Source organism: Devosia polycyclovorans (assembly GCF_042181575.1).
Lineage (GTDB): Bacteria > Pseudomonadota > Alphaproteobacteria > Rhizobiales > Devosiaceae > Devosia > Devosia polycyclovorans.
The window spans coordinates 1,210,135-1,231,742 of the sequence record NZ_CP170082.1 but is presented as its reverse complement, the minus strand read 5'-3'; the positions used below and the strand labels follow the sequence as shown (position 1 = coordinate 1,231,742).

At 59.8% G+C, this 21,608-nt stretch carries 18 protein-coding genes; 4 read left to right on the top strand and 14 right to left on the bottom strand.

The window, feature by feature from the left end; all coding sequences use genetic code 11:
- Positions 1-4: 4 nt before the first annotated feature.
- The 9 genes from ACE4RL_RS06290 to ACE4RL_RS06250 all read right to left on the bottom strand — a co-directional run bounded on the left by ACE4RL_RS06290 (position 5) and on the right by ACE4RL_RS06250 (position 12,495).
- Complete coding sequence (locus ACE4RL_RS06290; RefSeq protein ID WP_375599655.1) at positions 5-2,371, bottom strand: FtsX-like permease family protein; 2,367 nt, start codon at positions 2,369-2,371, stop codon at positions 5-7.
- On the bottom strand, positions 2,365-3,081 hold the full coding sequence (locus ACE4RL_RS06285; protein WP_116590468.1) for an ABC transporter ATP-binding protein: 717 nt from the start codon (positions 3,079-3,081) through the stop codon (positions 2,365-2,367). The genes ACE4RL_RS06290 and ACE4RL_RS06285 overlap by 7 nt, the downstream gene beginning before the upstream one ends.
- Positions 3,082-3,864: 783 nt before the next feature.
- A complete protein-coding gene (locus tag ACE4RL_RS06280; RefSeq protein ID WP_375599654.1) occupies positions 3,865-4,611 on the bottom strand; it encodes an SDR family NAD(P)-dependent oxidoreductase in 747 nt (248 codons plus the stop codon).
- Positions 4,612-4,633: 22 nt separating this feature from the next.
- Positions 4,634-6,967 (bottom strand): DUF4962 domain-containing protein, encoded by a 2,334-nt coding sequence (locus ACE4RL_RS06275; protein WP_375599653.1) that lies wholly within the window; start codon positions 6,965-6,967, stop codon positions 4,634-4,636.
- A 107-nt stretch (positions 6,968-7,074) separates the two neighbouring features.
- Positions 7,075-8,640, bottom strand: coding sequence for a sugar ABC transporter permease (locus tag ACE4RL_RS06270; RefSeq protein ID WP_375599652.1), 1,566 nt, complete (start codon positions 8,638-8,640; stop codon positions 7,075-7,077).
- 26 nt (positions 8,641-8,666) lie between these two features.
- A complete protein-coding gene (locus ACE4RL_RS06265) occupies positions 8,667-9,548 on the bottom strand; it encodes a carbohydrate ABC transporter permease (RefSeq protein ID WP_350182485.1) in 882 nt (293 codons plus the stop codon).
- A gap of 13 nt (positions 9,549-9,561) precedes the next feature.
- Complete coding sequence (locus ACE4RL_RS06260; protein WP_375599651.1) at positions 9,562-10,557, bottom strand: ABC transporter permease; 996 nt, start codon at positions 10,555-10,557, stop codon at positions 9,562-9,564.
- A complete protein-coding gene (locus ACE4RL_RS06255) occupies positions 10,554-11,657 on the bottom strand; it encodes an ABC transporter ATP-binding protein (protein WP_375599650.1) in 1,104 nt (367 codons plus the stop codon). Before ACE4RL_RS06255 ends, ACE4RL_RS06260 begins: the two co-directional genes overlap by 4 nt.
- A 31-nt stretch (positions 11,658-11,688) precedes the next feature.
- A complete protein-coding gene (locus ACE4RL_RS06250; RefSeq protein WP_375599649.1) occupies positions 11,689-12,495 on the bottom strand; it encodes a GntR family transcriptional regulator in 807 nt (268 codons plus the stop codon).
- A gap of 285 nt (positions 12,496-12,780) precedes the next feature.
- Between ACE4RL_RS06250 and ACE4RL_RS06245 the strand changes: the two genes are divergently transcribed.
- Positions 12,781-13,104 (top strand): cupin domain-containing protein, encoded by a 324-nt coding sequence (locus tag ACE4RL_RS06245; protein ID WP_375599648.1) that lies wholly within the window; start codon positions 12,781-12,783, stop codon positions 13,102-13,104.
- 30 nt (positions 13,105-13,134) lie between these two features.
- Here the strand turns inward: ACE4RL_RS06245 and ACE4RL_RS06240 are convergent, their stop codons facing one another.
- Genes ACE4RL_RS06240 through ACE4RL_RS06220 form a run of 5 tightly spaced genes read right to left on the bottom strand, consistent with a single transcriptional unit; the run spans position 13,135 to position 17,491 of the window.
- Positions 13,135-13,884: a FadR/GntR family transcriptional regulator gene (locus ACE4RL_RS06240; protein ID WP_375599647.1), complete on the bottom strand. Its 750-nt coding sequence runs from the start codon at positions 13,882-13,884 to the stop codon at positions 13,135-13,137.
- Positions 13,881-14,594, bottom strand: a complete 714-nt coding sequence (locus ACE4RL_RS06235) for a ribonuclease activity regulator RraA (RefSeq protein WP_375599646.1) — start codon at positions 14,592-14,594, stop codon at positions 13,881-13,883. The genes ACE4RL_RS06240 and ACE4RL_RS06235 overlap by 4 nt, the downstream gene beginning before the upstream one ends.
- Before the next feature lie 50 nt (positions 14,595-14,644).
- Positions 14,645-15,925: a TRAP transporter large permease gene (locus tag ACE4RL_RS06230; RefSeq protein WP_375599645.1), complete on the bottom strand. Its 1,281-nt coding sequence runs from the start codon at positions 15,923-15,925 to the stop codon at positions 14,645-14,647.
- The gene (locus ACE4RL_RS06225) at positions 15,925-16,449 is read right to left on the bottom strand and encodes a TRAP transporter small permease (RefSeq protein ID WP_375599644.1); all 525 of its coding nucleotides are present in this window, start codon (positions 16,447-16,449) and stop codon (positions 15,925-15,927) included. Before ACE4RL_RS06225 ends, ACE4RL_RS06230 begins: the two co-directional genes overlap by 1 nt.
- Before the next feature lie 55 nt (positions 16,450-16,504).
- Complete coding sequence (locus ACE4RL_RS06220; protein WP_375599643.1) at positions 16,505-17,491, bottom strand: TRAP transporter substrate-binding protein; 987 nt, start codon at positions 17,489-17,491, stop codon at positions 16,505-16,507.
- Positions 17,492-17,708: 217 nt separating this feature from the next.
- Here ACE4RL_RS06220 and ACE4RL_RS06215 point away from each other — a divergent pair, with 217 nt between their 5' ends.
- The 3 genes from ACE4RL_RS06215 to ACE4RL_RS06205 are packed head-to-tail and all read left to right on the top strand — an operon-like array spanning position 17,709 to position 21,602.
- A complete protein-coding gene (locus ACE4RL_RS06215; RefSeq protein ID WP_375599642.1) occupies positions 17,709-18,881 on the top strand; it encodes a Gfo/Idh/MocA family protein in 1,173 nt (390 codons plus the stop codon).
- Positions 18,878-20,104: a D-mannonate dehydratase ManD gene (gene manD, locus ACE4RL_RS06210; protein WP_375599641.1), complete on the top strand. Its 1,227-nt coding sequence runs from the start codon at positions 18,878-18,880 to the stop codon at positions 20,102-20,104. The genes ACE4RL_RS06215 and manD overlap by 4 nt, the downstream gene beginning before the upstream one ends.
- A gap of 58 nt (positions 20,105-20,162) precedes the next feature.
- Complete coding sequence (locus ACE4RL_RS06205; RefSeq protein WP_375599640.1) at positions 20,163-21,602, top strand: aldehyde dehydrogenase family protein; 1,440 nt, start codon at positions 20,163-20,165, stop codon at positions 21,600-21,602.
- The last annotated feature ends 6 nt before the right edge of the window (positions 21,603-21,608 follow it).

Sequence of the window (21,608 nt, the reverse complement as noted above, 5' to 3'; positions counted from 1 at the left end):
CTCACTATTCCCGGGTCTTGAGCACTTCGATGAGGTCGGAGCGGTCAAGGTCGCGCTTGACCAATAGGCCCGAAACAATTGCAGCCGCCATGACCACGAGGGCCGCCTGGCCATGGCTGGGCCCATCGAATATGGCCGGGATCTGGTAAAGATCGGTCGAGAAGCCGGCTGCGATGCCGAAGGACAGGTAGTATCCCAGTACCGCTCCGACCGGTAGCGCCACCAGGGTGACGACCGCCAATTCGCCAAGCAGAACAAAGGCGGTTTCTGCCCTGGTAAACCCTATTACTCGCAGGCTGGCCAGATCGCGCGCGCGCTCGGCATAGGCGATCCGGGCCGCATTGTAGACAATTCCGAAGGTGATGATGAAGGCTATCGCGCCCATGACGTATCGAATGGCGCCGGCCCCGGTATTCATCAATGTCACGAAGGCGTCGCGCGCCTGCGATTTCAGGCTCACGCCTGCGACTGTGGGCATGTTCTGCAACGCCATATAGATGTCGTCGGCATAAGCCTGGTCAATCATGAGGTAGGCGCCTGAGACGCGCCGAGTGTCGCCCAAGGCACGGTTCATGCCTTCAAGGCTCATGAAGGCGGGTGAACCAAGCAGGGTTTCGGCGATGCCGGCGACGGCGAGTTGCAGGATCGGCTGCCGTCCTTCGCGTACATCAACATCCAGAACATCGCCGATTTCAACGTCCAGAATACGGGCCAGCGCCGAGGACAGGACGACGCCTCGTGGGGGCAGGAGAATGGGCTCCAGTTCGCGATCAATTGCACGACTGAGCTCGGCGCCGGCCGAAATGCCGATGAGCCCGCCGCGATAAGTGTGCAAGCCGTTACTCATTACCGCTGGAACCGTGCGCGTCGCCTCGACACGTACGACGCCAGGCAGGCGATCGAGTTCGAATAGCGTCTTGGTGCTTACCGGGTGTGTGAAACCAACGCGCACATCGCTGCGATCCACGACTGAAAAGGACAGGTCGATCGTGCGATCGAAACCAGCGTAAATCGTGATCATTGCCACCGAGAGTGCCATCCCGAGGGCTATGCCCAGCATGGAGGCAGCCATGCGACCGGGCTGTCGAATTATGCGGCGCAGCACCATGCGGGAAGGCTGATCGAGAATGCGCCCCAGCGCCCCGCTCAGATGCCCGGCGCGGCTGAAATCGGGCGGAGTCGGCGGACGCATTGCGGCGGCAGGCGAAAGTGCAAAAACCTGGCGCAAAACCATGAAACCTCCGGCGGAAGCGGCCAGCAGACTCACCGCGATTCCCGAAAGGAAGGAGCTCGGTTCAAGCTGAAACACCAGGAAGGGAAATTTGAAGTAGTCGGTGTAGACTCCCACGAGCGCGCGTCCCGCGGCAATGCCGGCGAGACAGCCCGCCAGCGCGCCGCCGAGCGCAATGGCCAGAATGAGTTTGGAGTAGTGGGCGCCCAATTCACCGTCGGTGTACCCAAAGGCCTTCATCAGACCGATCTGACCGCGTTCGGACTGAACAATGCGACCAATCACGATATAGAGCAGGAAGGCCGCCACCAGCAGGAAAATTGGCGGTACGCCGATGGCGGCGGCAACCAGCCCGGAAATCTCCTCGGTGACGAACCGATTGGATGTCTGGTCGGCTCGCGCATAGGCACCAAAGCCGCCATAGGGATCCAGAAGCCGGTCGACAGCCGTGAGTGTCGCCTCCAGATTGGCGCCGCGGGTCAGACTGAGCAGCACCTCGTTTAAGGCGCCATTCATGTCATAGGCCGCGGCAAGGCCTGAACGGCTCATCCAGATGACACCGAAGCGTGCATCATCCGGTATCAGTTCACCTGGCGCCGTCGTGTAGAGGAACTCCGGGCTTTGGGCGAGACCGACCACATCAAAGCTGCGTCTCGCCCCGTTCATGGTGGCGTTCAGTTGATCTCCAGGGTGAAGACCATGGGCCAGCGCAAAGCTCTGCAGAAGAAGAATCTCGTCTGGCCTGCCCGACGCCGGAAGCCGGCCATCGGTGAGATAGACGTCGTTGATGGCGGGACGTCCTCGGTCTGGTAGCGATACGGCCTGCGCCTGCACCGGTAAAACTTGGCCTGGGATGTCGATCAGAGCGCGGCCCTGGACCCGCGATTGCACGGCAGCCACCCCCGGGATGGCCGCCAGCCGAGTGGTGAGGCGCTCAGGCGCGCGGCTGGCGGGTGCGAATATATCGGCCAGCCGATATCGGTCGTAATAGGCATCGCGGGTTTCCGTCAGCGAGGCCGTCAACCCGGTCATCATGACCAGCAGCATCACGCCGACGCCGATCACCACGCCGATAGCGGTCGCCTGCCCCTTGATGCGCCAAAGATCGCGCAGCAATTTCCGGTTGAGCGGGCTCACCATTCGATCGCCGCCGGATCCAGCTTGCTCTTGTTCTCGATCACCTCCCGAATATTGCCGTCGGCGAAATGAATGACCCGATCAGCCATGGCTGCAGTGTTTGCGTTGTGGGTCACCATCAGAACGGTGGAACCCAGCTTTTCATTGACGTCCCGCAGCACGCTCAGCACGGTCCGGCCCGTGGCGCTGTCCAGCGCGCCCGTAGGTTCGTCGCAGAACAGAACGTCAGGCTGTTTGGCGACTGCTCGGGCAATGGCAACCCGCTGCTGTTCGCCCCCCGACATCTGTGCAGGAAAGTGATCGGTTCGTTCCCTCAGGCCGACGAGAGCAAGGGCATCGTCGGGATCCATGGGATCGGAGGCGATCTCGGTGACAAGTTCGACGTTTTCGCGCGCGGTGAGGCTCGGCATCAGGTTGTAGAACTGGAAAACGAAGCCTACATGCTGGCGCCGATACCGGGTAAGTGCGGAACTGCTCATTTCCGTCAGGCACTGGTCCAGGAAATGGGCCGTACCCTCGGTGGCACTGTCCAGCCCACCGACGATGTTGAGCAAGGTCGACTTGCCAGACCCGGACGGCCCGAGCAGAACCACAATTTCGCCCTGCGGGATATCGAGGTCTACGCCGCGCAGCGCGTGCACGGTGGAGCGACCCTCGCCATATGTCTTGGTGAGGCCGCGCGTCCTGAACGCAATCGGCTTGCCCACATTCATCCCAAACTCTCCGGCGTCAGCCGACTCGCTGCCCCAAAGGCCTGCGCGCTCACCCAAGACGGTTTCGCGCTAGTGCATCACGGGTGACGCCTGCATCGAATGGCTCCAAGCTAGCGCGCGATGCGAAGGGAATATAGGTTAAAACCACAGAGACTGTGCGATAGACGTCCCGTTAGAGCCTGACAGGTCTCCCGGGTATCGAAGGTGAATTGCTCCGCGATACTCGAGAAATACATGTCGCGGGCGCTGGCGCTGGCGCTGGCGCAGTCAGCGATGACCAAGTTTGGGAACGCAAGCAGCACAGATTTTACAAACCGGTTGCGAACCGTCGACCGCACCGAGGCGGGAAGATCCACCAAGTCATTGGAATAATTGGCGCGCCGGTCAGAACGAAACCGCGAACACCTACTGCTTTGAAATCAATAGATAACTCTGCACCGCCACTGGTCCCATGCTTCCCTTCCGCGCCGCCCGGTCTGAAGTGGGGCAGCCAGCGAACTGTCCGGTTCTGCCAGAGATTGATACCTGGCGGACTTAGATGCGTGGGGTTGAGTTCAGCCAGGGAAGGCGTTTCCTTGCCCAGCTGCTCAAGCTTGGCCCAACTGAGACTCACAAATTCCACCGGCCCCGCGCGCCTCGAGAGAAGATTAGCGGGGCTGATATGCGTGGCCCCCGGTCTTCATACAGCTCAAAGAGAAGCACGCTAGAAATGTGGGCAAAACGGCACCGCGCCCTTCCCATGCAAGCCAACTCGGGGCCGCTCCGAGAGCGGCCCCGGTTACGTCAGGAAAACACTGTTCCGCCATTGATGTCGTAGCAGACACCAGTCAGGAAGGCCGCTTCGTCAGAGGCCAGGAACGCTACGAGATTGGCAACTTCCGTGGACTGGCCCTCGCGCTTGAGCGGGGTGGCGGCGGCCACCTTTTCACGCACTTCGGGCGCGGTGAAGATGTTGTGGAAGTCTGTGTTGATCATGCCCGGGCAGACGGAGTTGACGCGGATTGCCGGTGCAAGTTCCTTGGCGAGACCGCGCGTCATGGTCATGATTGCGCCTTTTGCTGCCCCGTAGGCGATGGCACCGGGGCCAGCCCCGTCGCGCCCGGCCTGCGAGGCCATGGTGACGATCGAGCCGCCTTCCCGCATATGCGGCACCGCGGTCCGGACAACACGCAGCAACGAGGTGACGTTGAGGTCCATCACCGCATTCCAGTGTTCAACGGTCAATTCAGGCAGCTTCTTGCGGGCGATGATGCCACCGGTGATGTGCGCGACGATATCGATGCCACCAAACTCTTCGACCGTTCGTTCGACAAGGGCATCGACGTCATCCTGATTGGTCATATCGCCAGCCAGGGCAAAAGCCTTGCCGCCAGCCGCTTCGATGTCGGCCACGACCTTGTTGGCGCCATCGGCGCTCTTGAAATAGTTGATGGCAACGCTGGCGCCGGCCTGTGCCAGGCGAAGCGCAGTCGCACCGCCAATATCTCTGCCGCCACCGGTAACCAGGGCCACTTTTCCGTTCATATTCATGGTCTGTGCTCCAATATATAGATCAGGCTTCAAAGGACTTCTGGATCACGACCTTGAACGTGCGTTGCTGTTCATCGGTGAAATAGAAGTCTGTGTTGTAGCCTTGGTCGTCGAGGAAGTGAAAAACCCGGCGCGGCTGGGAAAGCCGGTACGGCACCAGAAGGGTTGCCAGCCGGTGGCGGGTACTCTTGGGAACCCGTGCCTTGATGTGGGAACTGATAGGGAGCCCCTCGATCTCCTTCTCGTCCACGCCTTCATAGCCCGTGAACTGCTCGATCCTTGGCGCTCCGGCCGAGGACCAGACGAATTGGCCATAAAAGCCGGCACGATCTCCCGCGTAGCGGAACGTGTCAGTACCGATCTGCATCGGGCTGTTGGTGTGCAGCAGCCAGTCAATGCCGACCTCGCTGTCGGCATCAATGCTGTCCACGATCAGGAAGTAGCTGTCGTGAATGAAATAGACTTCACGCACCGCCCGCGTCACTTCGGGCGTCAGGGTCGCATAGGCAGCGCTCGCGTCGCCACGCAGGTAGATGTGGTCATCGCGCTGCTCTGCATGGGTGAGGTCCCCAACCGACTTGAGCGCGATCGACTTGTCGGCGCCCGCATACTGCCCCTTGCCGTCAATCAGAAGTGCGTTCTTTGAGATGGTCTGGCGCCGCCAGTTCTTGTGCATCGAGCTGTTGAAGGCGACGTAGTGGCCGCTATTGATGGCGAGGTCTTCGCCGAAGGCGGACATCACGAAGGCATTCTGGTCGCCATGGCTATGGCTGATCGAGCCATAGGGGCTGCTCTTCATCACGAAGTGGATGTGATGATCCGGCGAATCCTCGCGGTGCTGGATGGCCGCCCAGCCGACGCCCTTGAACCAGCGTAATTTGTCCTGGTCGACCGGCGGCACCGCTTCGATGGCCGGGAAATCATGCCGGTAGACGAGGTCATCGAAAATGAGATCCCACCAGCCATAATTGTAGAAGGCCATTTCGGTGCCGGGATCGTTGCGGCACAGCTCCTCGAAATACCACTGATAGTAGCCATTGCCGGTTACCCCCGCGTACTGGCGCAGGTTGTAGCCGACCTTGAGGCAGGGCAGATCGCCCATGGTCGAGTCGTCGCCAAAAGTGGCCCGACGAGTGGTCGGGGGCTTGGTATAAAGCGGGAAATCGCCGGTCTTTTGAAAGAACGGGCGCTGATAGAGGTCAAAGCCCATGAAGGCGCGCAGCAGATTGGCCGCCTCGGTGAGGTAGGCCATGCCGGTCATCCAGTAGTGCGGACCCTCGGCCCAGCCGCCTTCATCGTCGCCCCAGGGCGAATACAGGGTGGACAGCCATTCGACGGTGTAGTCGAGCCAGATTTCAGCCTCGGGCTCGTCGCCTAGCAAGGCGATGCAGGCCGGCACAAGCACGGCAGAGAGCGAGCGTACGGCGTGGCTGTCGAAGGGAAATACGTGAATGTTGGCGTGCCGCATGACGTGGTCGGCAACCTGTCGCGTGCGGGCCAGCAAAGCCTTGCGAACCAGATTGCGCTCGTCATCGCTGAGCACATCGTAGAGCCAGTCATAACCCCAGGCCAGTGCGACTGTGACGCGGAAGGCCCATTCGTCGGTATAGGTGCGCGAGGTGGTGCCTTCGGGATCCCACTGAGCAACGGACAGAAGCCATTCCTTGGCTCGGGCAGTGAACCGCTCGTCGCCGGTGACCTTGCCGGCGATGGCCATATGGCGGATCGCGTAGATCAGTTCCTGGCACCGGATATAGGTGGCGCGCCAGACGTCCGGGGTACGCTTGTTGCCGGGATAGGGCGGCGGCTCGGGAATGATGTCGCGGTCGAGCCAGGGCACCACGGATTTTTCATAGAACTTCTCCCAGCCACAGTGGTTGGGGTCGGCCTTCAGATCGGCCTTGAAGGATGCAAGCTGCGCGCCGGTAAGCCAGAGCCGGGGATGGCCGGTTTCACTCTTTGCATAGCGCGTCTTGCGATCAGCAAGCGGGGTCTGCGGCAGGCCTTCGGCGATGTCGAACTCGCGCGTCTTGCTCCAGGTCGAGGTGACGCCGCCACCCGATGCATCGCAGGTCGCGTAGCTCCAGAAATAGTGGCCGGGCTCGAAGGGGCGGTCGGGAGTGAAGAAGTTCAGGTCAATGCCGGTGAATTCATATGTGTCACCTGGGGGGAAATCGGGATTGCGCGACGCGCGCAGGGCATAGCGCGCACCGCTGTCGATCACTGGCAACCAGCTGAACCGCGGCGGGTTCTCAGTCACGGAGGCGCCTTCGGCCGGTTTGTATTGAGTGGTCAGCGGGGCCGCCAGAGGTTGCTCCAGGTCGAGCAGGCGCGTGTGTTTTGCCGCGGAATTCATGACGTTGTCCTTGCGGGGTATGGGGAGAGCGTGCCCGCGACCTAGGGAGAGGCCGCGGGCCATGGGCAATCTGCAACTGGGAGGAGCTGCAGATCGCCTGTTCGTGCTTAGGAGTACTGGCGCTCGTAGGCGGTATTCATGACCTCGATAACCTTGTCATAGCCCATGCGATTGAGCGTATTGATGTAGGCATCCCACTCCGCCTCGACGTCTCCCGAGCCGAGAATCCAGGCCTGCTGGCGCTCCAGCATGTAGGAGCGAAGCGATGGCCAATACTGGTCGTAGACCGCCTGTTCTTCTTGGTTGAATGCCACACCGAGGAACTGATCCACGAGAAGGTCATGCTGGTCGTAGAGTTCGATGCCCTTCCGGGCTGCCTCAGCGGTCCACTGCCATTCGTAGCGGTAGTCTTGCCAATAACCGCGATAGATCTGAGCACCGACCAGATACATTTGGCTGTTGACTGGCGTGTCGCTGTTGAGCACCTCTGGCTTGTAGATCGGCTCGCCATCGATCATGTCCCAGGTTTCACCCTCGACACCGAAATTCGCCAGGTTGCGTCCGGTTTCTGTGAACCAGAAGTCGAAGTACTTGATGGTTTCGACCGGGTGCTCATTGCTGTGGCTGATGGCCCAGCCGTCGGGCTTGATCGGGATGCGGCGATGCTCTTCCATGCGCACACCCTTGGCTGATGCCGGCGGCAGGAATGGAATGAAGTTGAAGCCTTCAATCTTGTCCTTGAGCGCATCATTGTAGCCCGAGGTCGAAGCGAACCAGTCATGGGTCAGACCGCCAAGGTTTTCCGACAACAGGTAATCGCGGGCGGAGGAACCACGGGTGAAGATTTCCGGATCGATCAACCTTTCAGCATACCATTTGGCGATATTGGCCAGACCGTCGCGATAGGCGTCCTGCGCATAGGGATGGGCCACCTTGCCTTCCGGGGTGATGTAGAAGTCGTGATAGGTGTCGGAACCAGACGATCGCGCATCCCAAAGGGTGAGCAGACGAACGACCTCTTCCCAATCCCTGGCAAAATAAGGGATCTCGTCCTTCTTGCCATTGCCGTTCGGATCCTGGTCGCGGAAGGCAACCAGCACTTCGTAGAGTTCATCGACATTCTGCGGCTGCTCGAGACCGAGCTTGTCGAGCCAGTCCTGGCGGATATACCAGGCGCGGCCATACTTTCCGTCAGGCAGGTAGGGGATGTAGTAGTAATTGCCATCGGCAGAAGAAATCGCCTCCATCAGGCCGGGATGAGCATCCCAGAAGGCCTGGATATTGGGAGCATGTTCCTTGACCAGGTCATTCAGTGGCACGAAAGCGCCTTGCGGCCCGTACTGATTGACCGGCTGCTTGATCAGGTTGCCGCCGACGATGTCGGGCATATTCCCCTGGGCCAGGAGCAGGTTCATCGCCTCGGCGTTGTCGGTGGTGTTGCGGCCCGAGGTCTGGTCGACCAGGTGAATGCCGGTCAGCTCACGCGCAACCCGCTCCACCGGATAGATCTCGCTGGGCGAACCGCCAACGCCATAGCCCTGGGCGCGCGGCCAGTGCATGTGGATTGACAGCTCAAGCGGCTCATCGACGATGCGGAAATCGTCCTGGGCAAAGCCCGGAGTGGTGAGCGCGGTAAATCCGAGCAGAGCCCCCGTTAGTGTTAGTTTTCGCATATATTCCTCCTGTTTAGCGAAAATCTTTATTCCTTCACGCCCCCAAGCAAGATGCCCTTGCTGAAGTATTTCTGCAGGAACGGGTAGATAAGAAGAATGGGTATGATCGAGCAGACGATAATCGCCGCACTAACCGTTTCGAATGAATAGGACGAAGTCAGCAGTGACGTGGCGAATTCTTCATCATCGCTCAACTCGACAATGACCTGCCGCAAATAGACCTGAAGCGGAATTTTGTCTTCGTCCTGCAGAAGCACCATGGCCCAGAAGAAGCCGTTCCAGCGCGATACAATGCAGAACAGGGCGACAGTTGCGATGGCCGGCTTGGACAACGGCACGTAGACTTTCCAGAGCACCTGGAATTCGTTCGCGCCATCCATACGGGCCGCTTCCTCGAAGGATTTGGGCACGTTCTCGAAGAAGTTGCGCAGCAGGATGATGTTGAAGCCGTTGACGGCAAAGCCGATGATGATGCCGAAATAGCTGTTGAGCAGCCCCAGGTCGCGCATGTTCAGGAAGAAGGGGATCATGCCGGCGTTGAACCACATGGTGAAGGCCACCATCAGGTTCCAGAACCGGCGCCCGAACAGTTGCGGCCGCGACAGCGCGTAGGCGCCGGGGATGATGAACGCCAGGCTCATCAGCGTGCCGCCGATCGTGTAGATGAAGGTGTTGCGGTACGAGATCCAGAACAGCGGCTCGGACAGTACCCGCTTATAGGCCTCCAAGGTGAAGCCGACAGGCGTCAGGATCACATTGCCCGCGCGTGCCTCAAAGCCCGTGCTGAGCGAAAGCGAGGTGATGTAGATGAACGGGTAGAGCGTCGAAATCGCGAACATGGCAATGAGAACCATGTTCAGGACCACGAACAGCTTGTCGCCGCGCGAATAGAGATTCATGTTGGTCATGGCTGGCCTCCCCTCACCACAGTGACGTGCGCGAGTAGCGCTTGGAGATGGTGTTCGCCGCCATGACCAGGACGAATGCAACGACCGCATTGAACAGTCCGGCGGCGGCCGCCAGGTCGTATTGTCCGCCTTGCAGACCCTGGCGGTAGATGAATGTGTTCACCACATCGGCCGTCTCATAGGTCGCCGGCTGGTAGAGCAGGATGATCATCTCAAAAGAGACTTCGAGCATGTTGCCGATGCGGATGATCAACATGATGATGATCGTCGGCATGATCAGGGGAATGGTGATTTTCCACATCATCTGCCAGCGCGACGCACCATCCACCACAGCACTCTCATAGAGCGTGGGCGAGACACCGGCGATGGCCGCCAGGTAGACGATCGACTGGAAACCCGCCTCCTGCCAGATGCCGGTCCCAACGAATATCGGGCGGAACCACTCGGGCTTGGTCAAGAAGTAGATCGGGTCAATACCGAACCACTCCAGGATCGTGTTGACGATGCCTGCGGAAGGCGAGAAGGCGGTGATGACGATACCGGCTATGATCACCGAAGAAATGAAGTGCGGCAGATAGACGATGGTCTGCGCCGTCTTCTTGAAGGTCTGATGCAGCACCTCGTTGAACATCAGAGCCAGAATGATCGGTACCGGGAAACCGAAAACGAGGCTCATCAGACTGATGATGACCGTGTTGCGCAGGGCGCGAATGAACTGGTCATTCCCAAACAGCACCTCGAAATGCTCCAGTCCCACCCACGGGCTGGCATCGATGCCACGGAAGACGCTGTAGTCCTTGAAGGCAATCTGCAGGCCGTACATAGGCTTGTAGAGAAATACGATCAGCCAGATGATCGTCGGGATCAGCATCAGGTAGAGTTGCCATTCGCGCCGGATGTGATCTCCGATGCGCTGCACGCGTCCATGCCCACGGCGACGCTGCGCTTCGCGCGCCTCGATGACCAGTTCCTCGGTCTTGTTGCCGAGGAGTTGCGGATCGTGGCTCATGGCTCGTGCACCTGGCCTGCCAGGGCCTCGCCAGTCTCAGCATCAAATACGCGGATCAGGTGCGGGGCGATGGTGAAGCCGGTGACATTCTCGATGACGTCGAGTTGCCCCAGGGTGTCGGCACGAATGACGAACGGAGCTCCATCGAGCGTCGCATGGATGAGCGCCTCGGAGCCAAGCGTTTCGATCAGGTCCGGAGCAATCAGGATCGCGCCCGGACCGTCGTCCCGCACGACTGTTACATATTCGGGACGAATTCCCAGCACGACCGCACGTCCCGCAGCATTCTGCAGTTCAGGCAGAGGTGCCAGCGCGATTTTCTGCGCCCCGACCTGAGCCACTGGATTGCCTTCTCCCTCGACGATTTTGGCTGAAACCAGGTTCATCGGCGGCGAACCCAAAAAGGCGGCTACAAAGGTGTTTTTGGGATTGCGGAACAGATCCATGGGTGTGCCGATCTGTTCGATATGCCCGTCATTCATGATGACGATGCGGTCGGCCAAGGTCATAGCCTCGACCTGGTCATGGGTCACATAGACACTAGTGACGCCCAACCGCTTGTGCAGGCGCTTGATCTCTGCCCGCATCTGGGTGCGCAATTTGGCGTCGAGGTTGGACAGAGGTTCATCGAACAGAAAAACCTTGGGGCGACGAACAATCGCGCGACCCATCGCAACACGCTGCCGCTGCCCGCCGGACAAATCCGACGGCCGGCGATCCAAATATTCCGTCAGCCCCAGGATCCCTGCTACTTCCGTGACTGCCGACTGGATGGCCGCCTTGCTTTCGCCGCGGATGCGCAGGCCAAAGGCAATATTGTCGGCCACGTTGAGATGGGGGTAGAGCGCGTAGTTCTGAAAGACCATTGCGACGTCGCGGTCCTTTGGTGCAACGCGGTTCACATGGCGACCATCAATCTCCAGATCGCCATCTGAAATTTCCTCGAGACCGGCGATCATGCGCAGTGTTGTGCTCTTGCCGCAGCCCGACGGTCCGACGAGAACGACGAATTCGCGCTCGGCCACCTCCAAATCAATGCCATGCACAACTTCGATCGCGCCGTAACGCTTCACGATGCTGCTCAAAGAGACTCCAGGCATTTGTCCTCCCAGACTAAAGTTATGCCGACCGCTAGGATCGGCGCGCGCCGCGAAAGCGCGCATGGCTAGTGTTGAGTGTTTCAATAAAGGCGAGCAGGTCCGGATGAGCCGCCAGCTCGTCAATCTCGCGCTCAAGGCTGCCCAGATGGTCGCGAAGCGCCGCCTCGGCAGCATCAGGCTCGCCAGCGCGAATTGCCGCGACAATCGCCTTGTGCTGCGCGATGACAAGGGGGCCACGCTTGATGTTGTAGATGCGCTTGAGGTGCCGAATGCGGTTCACGTCACCTTGGGAGCGCTTGACGACGTCCCAAACACCGCTGATCCCGGCCATTTCGAAGAAGCTCTCATGCAAGCTCTGATCGAGATTGAAGAAGCGTTCGTAGTCGTCAGCTTCCACGGCAGCGATCTGTCGCTGCAGGATCGCTTCTAGTTGCACCAGCCGGGCAACATCGTGATTGCGCTGCGCAGCCCGCCGAACGGCACCGCTCTCCAACTGCAGCCTGACAAAGCAGGATTCAATGTAGCGCTCTATGCGAATAGGCGTGACGTAGGTGCCACTCTTCGGGACGACCTCGACCAGCCCGGCATTTTCGAGACGAATGAGTGCTTCGCGCACGGGCGTCTTGCTCGCCTTGAACGCCTCTCCAAGCTCTGACTCCGAGATGATGCGACCCGGCTTGATCCGCACTGAGACAATTGCGTCCCACAGGGCGCTGTAGATCTGACCAACCAGACCCTGCTGCTGGTCCAATTCGACGCCGGACAACACTTCAGCGAGCGTCTCCCCACTGTCAGGGAACGCCAATTGACTGCGATCTGCTGCACTAAGAATTGCCATCTGACACTCCAGTTCGCCATACTGGTATCTTACACAACCCAAGCTTGCAATACCAAATTTTTACAACTATGAAACTGTGAATATCGCCTTCCCTGAGGTCGATGGCGCAGAAATTGTCATACTTTCTGGTCTATCGGCCTGCGGCCCAGGGCGGTTTTGGGAGAGCCCGACCAAATCAGGACGATTTTACAAATATCACAGCTTTGGAAGCTACTTCGCGCGCTGAAGGCCAGTTTGCGATGACGACCATTGGTGGAAACAGAACGGCGAAACAAGGAGACAACGATGCAGGTTGATAAGGAAGCCACGGCAAAATGGACCGTGTCAGGACCCGGCGCGGAGCGCAGGATCTTGGCCGAGAGCCCCGAACTTATGATGGTTGAATTTCGCTTCGAAAAGGGAGGGGAAGGGCTGCCGCACAATCATCCGCATGTGCAGACGACCTATGTGATGTCAGGACGCTTCGAGTTCACGGTGGGCGACGACGCGCAAATCCTCGAACCCGGTGATGCGATGCTCATCCCGTCCAATGTGGTTCATTCCTGCGTCGCCTTGGAAGCCGGTCGGCTGATTGATGCGTTCACGCCGCGGCGCGATGACTTTCTCTGAGCCAAAGGGGTCCCGTCCCGGCGGGGCCCGCTACATCTGACGGTCGCTGGATCCGCCCAGTTCCACGCCATCGAAAACGCGTCTCCGGGCGCTCTCGATGTGATCGCGCATCGCCTTGTAGGCGGCCTGGGGGTTCCCGGAGCGAATAGCCTCATAGATCTGCTCGTGCTCTTCTTGCACCTTGAGCAGTCGCGTTTCGGGACTGGCCAGGGACAACTGGCGGTTCAACGTCATTGCCAGCACGATCTGCGACTTCATCGAGCTGCGCGCATTTTCGAAATAGTGGTTTCCCGAGGCGGCACATACAGCCATGTGGAAGGCCTCGTCAGCGCCGGCGCCCACCTCGCCCGTCTTCACGCAGCGCTCCAGGTCCGCAAGGGCCTCCTTGATCCGCTTAAGATCCTCCAGGCTGTGACGCTGCGCTGCCAACGCCGCCGCTTCGGACTCGATGGCGGCCCTGAATTCAAAGGTTCTCTGGATATCTGATATCGAGCCGACCGGAGAGAAATTCAGCACCACGCCGTCGGGTTTACGTTTGACGAAGGAGCCAGAGCCCTGGCGGGAAACGATGAGTTCGTCGGACTTGAGTTGCTTGAGGGCCTGCCTCAGCACCGGCCGGGAGACGCCAAAACGCGCGCACAAGACCATTTCAGTGGGAAGCTTTTCGCCGGCAGGAAAATCGCCTTGGATAATGGCGGTCAGGATCTTCTCATAGACCTGATCGGCGAGGCGGCGTTCACCGCCGCCTCTAGCCTCAACGACATTGCCTGCTTCGCTCATCGCCCGTTGTTTGTCCGCCATTGCTTGTACAGTTCACGGGACTCTTCGCGCGTGGGCGGATAGAGGCCGATGATGGTGCTTCCCTGCTGCACCTGTTCCAACACGAAATCCTCGAACACGGTCATCTCCGCCGCCTCGTCCGCAACTTCGTCTGCCAGATGCGCTGGTATGCACACTACACCTTCGTTGTCTCCAACCACAACATCCCCTGGGAACACCGACACTCCGCCACAGGCAATCGGATCATTGATCGCAACCGCATGATGCTTGGTCAGATTGGTCGGGGCACTCGGGCGGGCGTGATAGCTCGGCATGTCGAGCGCCGCGATCTCCGGCGAGTCCCTGAACCCGCCATCCGTGACGACACCGGCACAACCCAGCTTCATCAGGCGCGTCACGAGAATGCATCCTGCAGAAGCTGCGCTGGCATCTTGCCGCGAGTCGATGACGAAGACCGCCCCTGACGGGCACTCTTCTACACCTTTGCGCTGGGCATGTGCAGGATCGGCAAAGGACTCCAAGCCATCGAGATCCTCCCGCGCAGGAATGTAGCGCAAGGTATAGGCTTCTCCGACCATGTTCGGACCGGACCGCAGCCGGTGCACATTCTGGATATAGATGTTCTTGAAGCCGCGCTTGAACAGTGCGGTGGTCAGGGTGGCCGTCGAGACCTTCATCAGCTTGTCGCGAGTGGCTTGGGAGAGGGACATGTCAGGCTCCGATTGGTTCGCACCGGTCCACGGACCGGCGCGTGACGATGCTATTTGAAGAGGGATGGAAGGGTCAGCGACACTGCCGGCACATAGGTGACGAGCACGAGGGCGGCCAGAATGGCGAGATAGAACGGCCAGATCGTGCGAACGGCATCCTCGATCCGCACCTTGCCCACCGCGCAGCCCACGAACAGGCAGGTTCCAACCGGCGGGGTACACAGGCCCAGCCCAAGGTTCACCAGCAGCATGATGCCAAACTGAGTGGGGTCCATGCCGAGGTTTTTAACGATCGGCAAGAAGATCGGCGTGCAGATCAGGATCAACGCCGCCATGTCCATGATCATACCCAGCATGAGCAGGATGATGTTGATCATCAGCAAAATGACGAGCGGATTGTCGGATATGGAAGTGAGCGCATTGCTCAGCAATGCGGGCACTTGGTAGAGCGCGAGCAGATAGGCGAACGAGCTGGCAAAAGCGATGAGGATCATCACCATCGCCGTCGTCTTGATGGATGAAACGACCGCAATCCGGAATGATTTCCAGCTCAGCGTCCGGTAGGCAATGGCCGTCAGAACCAGAGCATAGATAGCGCCGAATGCTCCGGATTCGGTTACGGTGAAGATGCCCGAAAGCGTGCCGCCAACGATGATCACAGCGGTGAACAACCCAGGCAGCGCGGCCACGGCCGCGACCAGCAGCGCACCCCAACCCGGGAACGGTTCGGACGGATAGTTGCGCTTGACCGCGATCACATAGGCCGCAATGGCCAGGCACACGCACATCAGAATGCCCGGCACCACGCCCGCCAGGAACAACTGCGAAATCGAAATCCCGCCGCCAGCCGCGATCGCATAGATGATCATGTTGTGGCTCGGCGGAATGACGATGCCGGCAATCGAGGACGTCACCGTGACATTGGTGGCGTAGTCGCCGCTGTAGCCCTTCTCCTTCATCACGGGAATAAGGATGGAGCCAAGCGCCGAGATGTCAGCCACGGCAGAGCCGGAAATGCCACCGAACAGCATGCTCGAGAAGATGTTGACGCTTGCCAGGCCGCCGCGCACGCGGCCGACCAGAGCCGACGCGAAGTCGACCAGGCGTTTGGCCAGCCCGCCATGCAGCATCAATTCGCCAGCAAAGACGAAGAAGGGGATGGCCAGCAGTGAAAACACCGAGATGCCCGAGGTGGCCCGCTGAAAGGTCAAAAGGAGCGGAAAGCCTTCGAAAACGAAGGTGATCGCTGCCGCAATGCCCATGGCAAATGCGACGGGCATTCCCAAAAGGACAGCGCCCGCGAAGACGCCCAAAAGTACTGCAAGACCCATTACACGCGCCCCTTGTTCGATGCCGGCGCAAACTGGTCGAAGATGGCGAGGCCGGCGCGCGATCCTGCGAAGATGAAGATGAGACCGCCGCATATGACGGAGGGAAGCGTTCGCACGCTTTCGGGGATACCCAGCATGGGCAGCTTGGTCGACCAACCGAACTGGAACAGCTCGATCGTTGCGAGCAGCATCATCAGGCCAAAGGCGGCCAATATTATATCGGTCAAAATCACCACCCAGCTCTGCAGCGGTTGCGGCAGCGCGTCACGAATAAAGGTGACGCCAAGATGGCTGTCCTCGAAGACGCCGGAGGCAGCCCCCAGAAACGTGATGTAGACGATCAGCAGCAGAGCTGACTGCTCGACCCAGGTTGGCGTGACGTTCAGCACATATCGTCCAAAGACGAGCCAGCCGAAGGACACAATCAGGACCAGAAGGGCAATGGAGGCCAGAACGATGCAGGCCCGACTTAACGCAGAAAGCATGCCCTCAAGGGCGGCACGAAAACCAAACTGCTGTACCACGAAGCGCTTCCTTTGACGGAGCCGCGGCCGGGGACTGGCCGCGGCAGGTTGAGAATTACTCAGCGTTGCGGATCATGTTGACGAGATCGGTCAGTTCCGGATTGTCGGCCAGGAACTTGTTGTAGACCTCGGTCATTGCCGCCTGGAAAGGCGCCTTGTCAGCCACCGTGTTGACCTCGGTGCCCGCGGCCTTGATCACGTCCATGCTGGCCTGTTCACGCTCGGCCCACAGCTCGCGCTGATAGTCGGCGCTGGCACGACCGGCTGCCAGAACGATCTCCTGCTGTTCGGCGGTCAACGAATCCCAGGTCTTCTTGCTCATGCAGAGGCATTCCGGGATGATCAGATGCTCGGACAAGGAATAATACTGGGCCACTTCATAGTGGTTGGTCGATTCATAGGAGGGCGGGTTGTTTTCCGCGCCATCGACCACACCGGTCTGAAGCGACTGGTACACCTCGCCAAACGCCATCGGTGTTGCGTTGCCACCCATGGCCTCGACCATGCCAACAAACAGATCATTGCTCATGACGCGGATCTTCATGCCCGCGACGTCCTCGGGGGTATTGATCGGCTTTTGCGAGTTGTAGAACGAACGCGCACCGGCGTCATACCAGCCCAGCGCCACTATGCCCTTGGCCTGCAGGCCCTTATCGATTTCGGCGCCGACTTCACCGTCCATCAGGCGATGCATCTGATCGATACTCTTGAAGATGAAGGGCAGTGAAACGACGTTGGTTTCCGGCACAGCCTGCCCCATGGGCCCGAGGCTGAAAACGCCAAAATCCATGATGCCGAGACGGGTCTGCTCGATGGCGTCCGGCTGGTCGCCCAGCACGCCGGCATGGAAGACGGTGCCGGCGAGCTCGCCATTGGTCTTCTCAGTCACCTCCGCCATGAACGATTCCATGGCAATCGAGACGGGATAATCCTCCACGTGGATATTCCGGCCCCGCCATTCGGCGGCGCCGGCACCAAAGACCATGCTCATGGCAGCGAGCGCTGTCGCGCCGGCCAGTTTGAGATTGCGGAAATGCGTCATTTGAATGCGTCCTCCTTTTTGCGCCCCTCTGCGGGGGTGGTGTCCAAGCCTTAACTTGTCAAAATTTGTGTTGCAATACAAATTTTGACAACATCGGCATTTTGAAGGATTGTGACGGCGTTGGCGGGAAGTGTACCCAAAGTGCGACCGTCCAATCCCAAGCTGGGGCGGCCCGCTCTCCCGGGATCAGCTCAATAGATCAAAAAGGTGCGCCGACATGTCTGCACAAACTGCCGAGAAACGAGCCAGGGTGCTGGTCATGGGCACCGGCTTTGCCGGCGAAGGCCATACGGCGGCCTTCCGTTGGGCGGGTGCTGATGTGGTCGGCATCGTAGGCAGGACCGCCAGCGTGGTCAGCGACGTGGGCGCAAGGCTCGACATCCCCTACACTGGAACGGACTGGACCGATGCCCTTGCCCACTGCCAGCCTGACATCGTCTCAATCGCAACGCCGGGCGGAGCACACTACGAGCCGATCAAGCAGGCCATCAATGCCGGCTGCCACGTATTCAGTGACAAGCCTTTGACCGAAAGCGCGGGGACCGCAGCCGAGCTCTTTGCGCTGGCGCGGGCCGCGGGCGTCAAGACAGCATATGCAGCGAGTTTCCGCTTCACCCCTGGCGTCAGGCACGCCAGGCGCCTCGTGGCTGCCGGCGCCATCGGCGAACCCACGGAGGTAGAGTGCATCTCGCATTTCAACCTGGAGCGCGAGATCCCCCACGGGTGGTCACACCGCAAGGAAGATGGCGGCGGACGCCTCAACAACAACTTCACTCACACACTTTCCATCGTCACCTCGGTGATCGGTGACAGGGTTACCAATGTGGCCGGGGAAGTGCGCGACGATCTGGGTCGAGCGCCGATTATCGAGGGCGTGCATAATTTTGCCACGCGTCGTGATTTCATGCCCAGGAACCTCGACGATCCCAATCTCCAATGGGGCGAAAGCAATGTCGAGTGGTCCTATACGGTGATGGCCCGCATTGAGTGCGCCTTCGCCTCCAAGCCCGTTTCGGTGCTGTTCAAGCATGGCGGTCTCGTCCCCCGCTTTCACGAGGACCATATTGTCTTTTACGGCACCAAGGGGGCGATCTACCTCAAGGGTCACTATGGTACCGGGCCGCTCTATCTTTGGGATCAAGCTCGGCGATGGGAGGAGCAGCCCCTGCCGGCAGACATCGACGCCGATACGCCCAAGGTGTCCGGCGAGACCGAACAGTGTTGGCACTATCTGGCGCGACAGTTCGTCCGAGACATCCAAGGCGAGAGGGTCGAGTCCTATCCCACATTCAGGGAAGGCAGCCGGTATCAGCACATCATCGAGATCATCCGCCAGAACGGCAACTGGACCGATATCCACCATCTTTCTGAACAGGAGCCGACACAATGAAGATCAGCGACGCAAAAGTGTTCGTCGGCGGTCCTGCCAAGAACTACGTCACGCTCAAGATCATGACCGATCAGGGCATCTACGGTCTTGGTGACGCGACCCTGAATAATCGCGAAACCCTGCCGGCCGCCTATTTGCAGGACTATCTGATCCCCAATTTGATCGGCATGGATCCGCGCAACAGCGAGGATATCTGGCAGTTCTTCTACCGGGGCGCCTATTTCCGGCGCGGACCCATCGCCATGGCGGCGTTCGGCGCCATCGACATGGCGCTGTGGGACATCAAGGGCAAGCTGGCCAACATGCCCCTCTACCAGCTCTTTGGCGGCAAGAGCCGAGAAGGAGCAATGGTCTATGCTCATGCCACGGGCGCTGATCTGGAAGACCTGATGGACTCGATCTCTGCCTATGTCGAGGAAGGCTATAAGGCCGTGCGCGTTCAGTGTGGCATTCCCGGCATGCCAGGCGCCAGCTATGCCACACCGGAAAAGCGCGGCAACACCCGAAACTACATCACCAGCTACAAGGGCATTCGGCCCAAGATCGAAATTTGGGACACGGACCGATATTTGCGCTTCATGCCAGATGCGCTCGCTGCGATCCGCGAGCGTTTCGGGCCGGAGCTCAAGATACTCCACGACGTGCATCACAGGCTCACGCCTCGGGAAGCTGCCGAACTGGCAAAGGCGGTGGAGCCAACGCGGCTCTTCTGGTTGGAGGACCCGACGCCTGCCGAGAACCAGGACGTCTTGCAACTGATCCGCCAGCATTCGACCACACCGATTGCCATTGGCGAGGTGTTCAACTCGATCTGGGATTGCAACCGGCTGATCGAGAATGAACTGATCGACTTCATCCGCGTGGCTGTCACCTATGCTGGAGGCATTACGCATGTGAAGCGCATCGTGGATCTGGCCGGGCTCCACAATGTGCGCACTGGCTTTCACGGCGCGCCCAGCCACTCACCAATATCCATGGCCGCTCAAGCCCATCTCAATGCATGGGCGCCCAACTTCGGTATTCAGGAATACCTCGTGCTTGGGACGCCCGAATGTGAAGCGCTGTTCCCATCGAACCACCGAATGGAAAACGGCCTGGTCCATGTCAGCGACGCGCCCGGACTCGGCGTTGATTTCGATGAGAAGGAAGCCGAGCGCTACGACTATCAGCCAGGCAGCCACCCCGTGGTCCGGCTGGAAGATGGCACAGTCTGGAACTACTAGACCGCTTCGATCCAATTCCGACCGCTTCATCACAAACGCACATTTCACAAGGCCTTTCATGACCGAACTGCACAAGAACCTGATCGACGGCGAATGGGTCGGCACTGATGGGGTTGAAAACATCAACCCCTCCAATCTCAAGGAAGTGGTGGGGATTTACGCTCGGGCCACGGCAGAGGAAACCAAGCAGGCGATTGCGGCGGCCAAGGCTGCGTTTCCGGCCTGGTCGCGTTCGGGCATCCTCGAGCGCCACGCCATTCTGCGCAAAGCCGCCGACGAGATCACGGCCCGCAAGCAGGAACTGGGCGAGCTTCTGAGCCGCGAAGAGGGCAAGACCCTACCCGAGGGCATTGGCGAGGTGACCCGCGCCGCCCAGATTTTTGATTTCTTCGCTGGTGAAGTGCTGCGCCTGGCTGGTGAGGTACTGCCCTCGGTGCGGCCGGGCGTGGGTGTGGAAATCACCCGCGAGCCGCTTGGGGTGATCGGCATCATCACGCCGTGGAACTTCCCCATCGCCATTCCGGCCTGGAAGATCGCCCCGGCGCTGGCCTATGGCAACACGGTCGTGGTCAAGCCGGCCGATCTGGTGCCGGGCTCGACCTGGGCGATTGTCGATATTCTCGTCCGCGCCGGCCTGCCCAAGGGGGTACTGAACCTGGTGATGGGCAAGGGCTCGGTGGTTGGCCAGACCATGCTGGACAGCAAGGATGTCAATGCCATCAGCTTCACCGGCTCGGTGGGCACCGGCAAGCGCGTTGCTGCGGCCTCGATCGAACATGGCCGCAAGTTCCAGCTCGAAATGGGCGGCAAGAACCCCACCATCGTGCTCGACGATGCCGATCTCAAGGTGGCCGTGGAGACCGTGGCGCAGTCGGCCTTCTTCTCGACCGGCCAGCGCTGCACGGCTTCGAGCCGCGTCATCGTCACCGAGGGCATCCACGACAAGTTTGTCGAGGCCCTGAGCGAGCGGACCAAGAACCTGCGCGTGGGCGATGCGTTGGCAAAGGACACCGAAATCGGCCCGGTGGTTGATCCCAGCCAGCTCAAGCAGGACATGGACTATATCGAGATCGGTCGCAATGAAGGCGCCGAACTGCGCGCTGGCGGCAATCGCGTCAATGCGGAGACCGAAGGCCACTTCCTGCAGCCGGCGCTGTTTGTCGGCGCGACCAACCAGATGCGCATTGCCCGCGAGGAAATCTTCGGGCCTGTCGCCGCGGTCATCAAGGTCAAGGATTATGAGGAAGCGCTGGCCACGGCCAATGACACCGAGTTCGGTCTCAGTGCGGGCATCGTCACCACCTCGCTGAAATACGCGACGCACTTCAAGCGCAATGCCGAGGCCGGCATGGTGATGGTCAATGTGCCGACCGCAGGCGTCGACTTCCACGTGCCCTTTGGCGGCCGCAAGGGCTCAAGCTACGGCCCGCGCGAGCAGGGCAAATATGCCGCCGAATTCTTCACCGTGGTCAAGACGGCGTACACCGCGGCAGGCTGACCAGCG

Bases quoted from the DNA above. Each gene is read 5' to 3' on its own strand.
- manD (WP_375599641.1), top strand. From the start codon at position 18,878: ATGAAGATCAGCGACGCAAAAGTGTTCGTCGGCGGTCCTGCCAAGAAC.
- ACE4RL_RS06205 (WP_375599640.1), top strand. From the start codon at position 20,163: ATGACCGAACTGCACAAGAACCTGATCGACGGCGAATGGGTCGGCACT.
- ACE4RL_RS06220 (WP_375599643.1), bottom strand. From the start codon at position 17,491: ATGACGCATTTCCGCAATCTCAAACTGGCCGGCGCGACAGCGCTCGCT.
- ACE4RL_RS06275 (WP_375599653.1), bottom strand. From the start codon at position 6,967: ATGAATTCCGCGGCAAAACACACGCGCCTGCTCGACCTGGAGCAACCT.
- ACE4RL_RS06260 (WP_375599651.1), bottom strand. From the start codon at position 10,557: ATGAGCCACGATCCGCAACTCCTCGGCAACAAGACCGAGGAACTGGTC.
- ACE4RL_RS06285 (WP_116590468.1), bottom strand. From the start codon at position 3,081: ATGAATGTGGGCAAGCCGATTGCGTTCAGGACGCGCGGCCTCACCAAG.
- ACE4RL_RS06215 (WP_375599642.1), top strand. From the start codon at position 17,709: ATGTCTGCACAAACTGCCGAGAAACGAGCCAGGGTGCTGGTCATGGGC.
- ACE4RL_RS06240 (WP_375599647.1), bottom strand. From the start codon at position 13,884: ATGAGCGAAGCAGGCAATGTCGTTGAGGCTAGAGGCGGCGGTGAACGC.
- ACE4RL_RS06245 (WP_375599648.1), top strand. From the start codon at position 12,781: ATGCAGGTTGATAAGGAAGCCACGGCAAAATGGACCGTGTCAGGACCC.
- ACE4RL_RS06235 (WP_375599646.1), bottom strand. From the start codon at position 14,594: ATGTCCCTCTCCCAAGCCACTCGCGACAAGCTGATGAAGGTCTCGACG.
- ACE4RL_RS06280 (WP_375599654.1), bottom strand. From the start codon at position 4,611: ATGAATATGAACGGAAAAGTGGCCCTGGTTACCGGTGGCGGCAGAGAT.
- ACE4RL_RS06230 (WP_375599645.1), bottom strand. From the start codon at position 15,925: ATGGGTCTTGCAGTACTTTTGGGCGTCTTCGCGGGCGCTGTCCTTTTG.
- ACE4RL_RS06255 (WP_375599650.1), bottom strand. From the start codon at position 11,657: ATGCCTGGAGTCTCTTTGAGCAGCATCGTGAAGCGTTACGGCGCGATC.
- ACE4RL_RS06265 (WP_350182485.1), bottom strand. From the start codon at position 9,548: ATGACCAACATGAATCTCTATTCGCGCGGCGACAAGCTGTTCGTGGTC.
- ACE4RL_RS06250 (WP_375599649.1), bottom strand. From the start codon at position 12,495: ATGGCAATTCTTAGTGCAGCAGATCGCAGTCAATTGGCGTTCCCTGAC.
- ACE4RL_RS06270 (WP_375599652.1), bottom strand. From the start codon at position 8,640: ATGCGAAAACTAACACTAACGGGGGCTCTGCTCGGATTTACCGCGCTC.
- ACE4RL_RS06290 (WP_375599655.1), bottom strand. From the start codon at position 2,371: ATGGTGAGCCCGCTCAACCGGAAATTGCTGCGCGATCTTTGGCGCATC.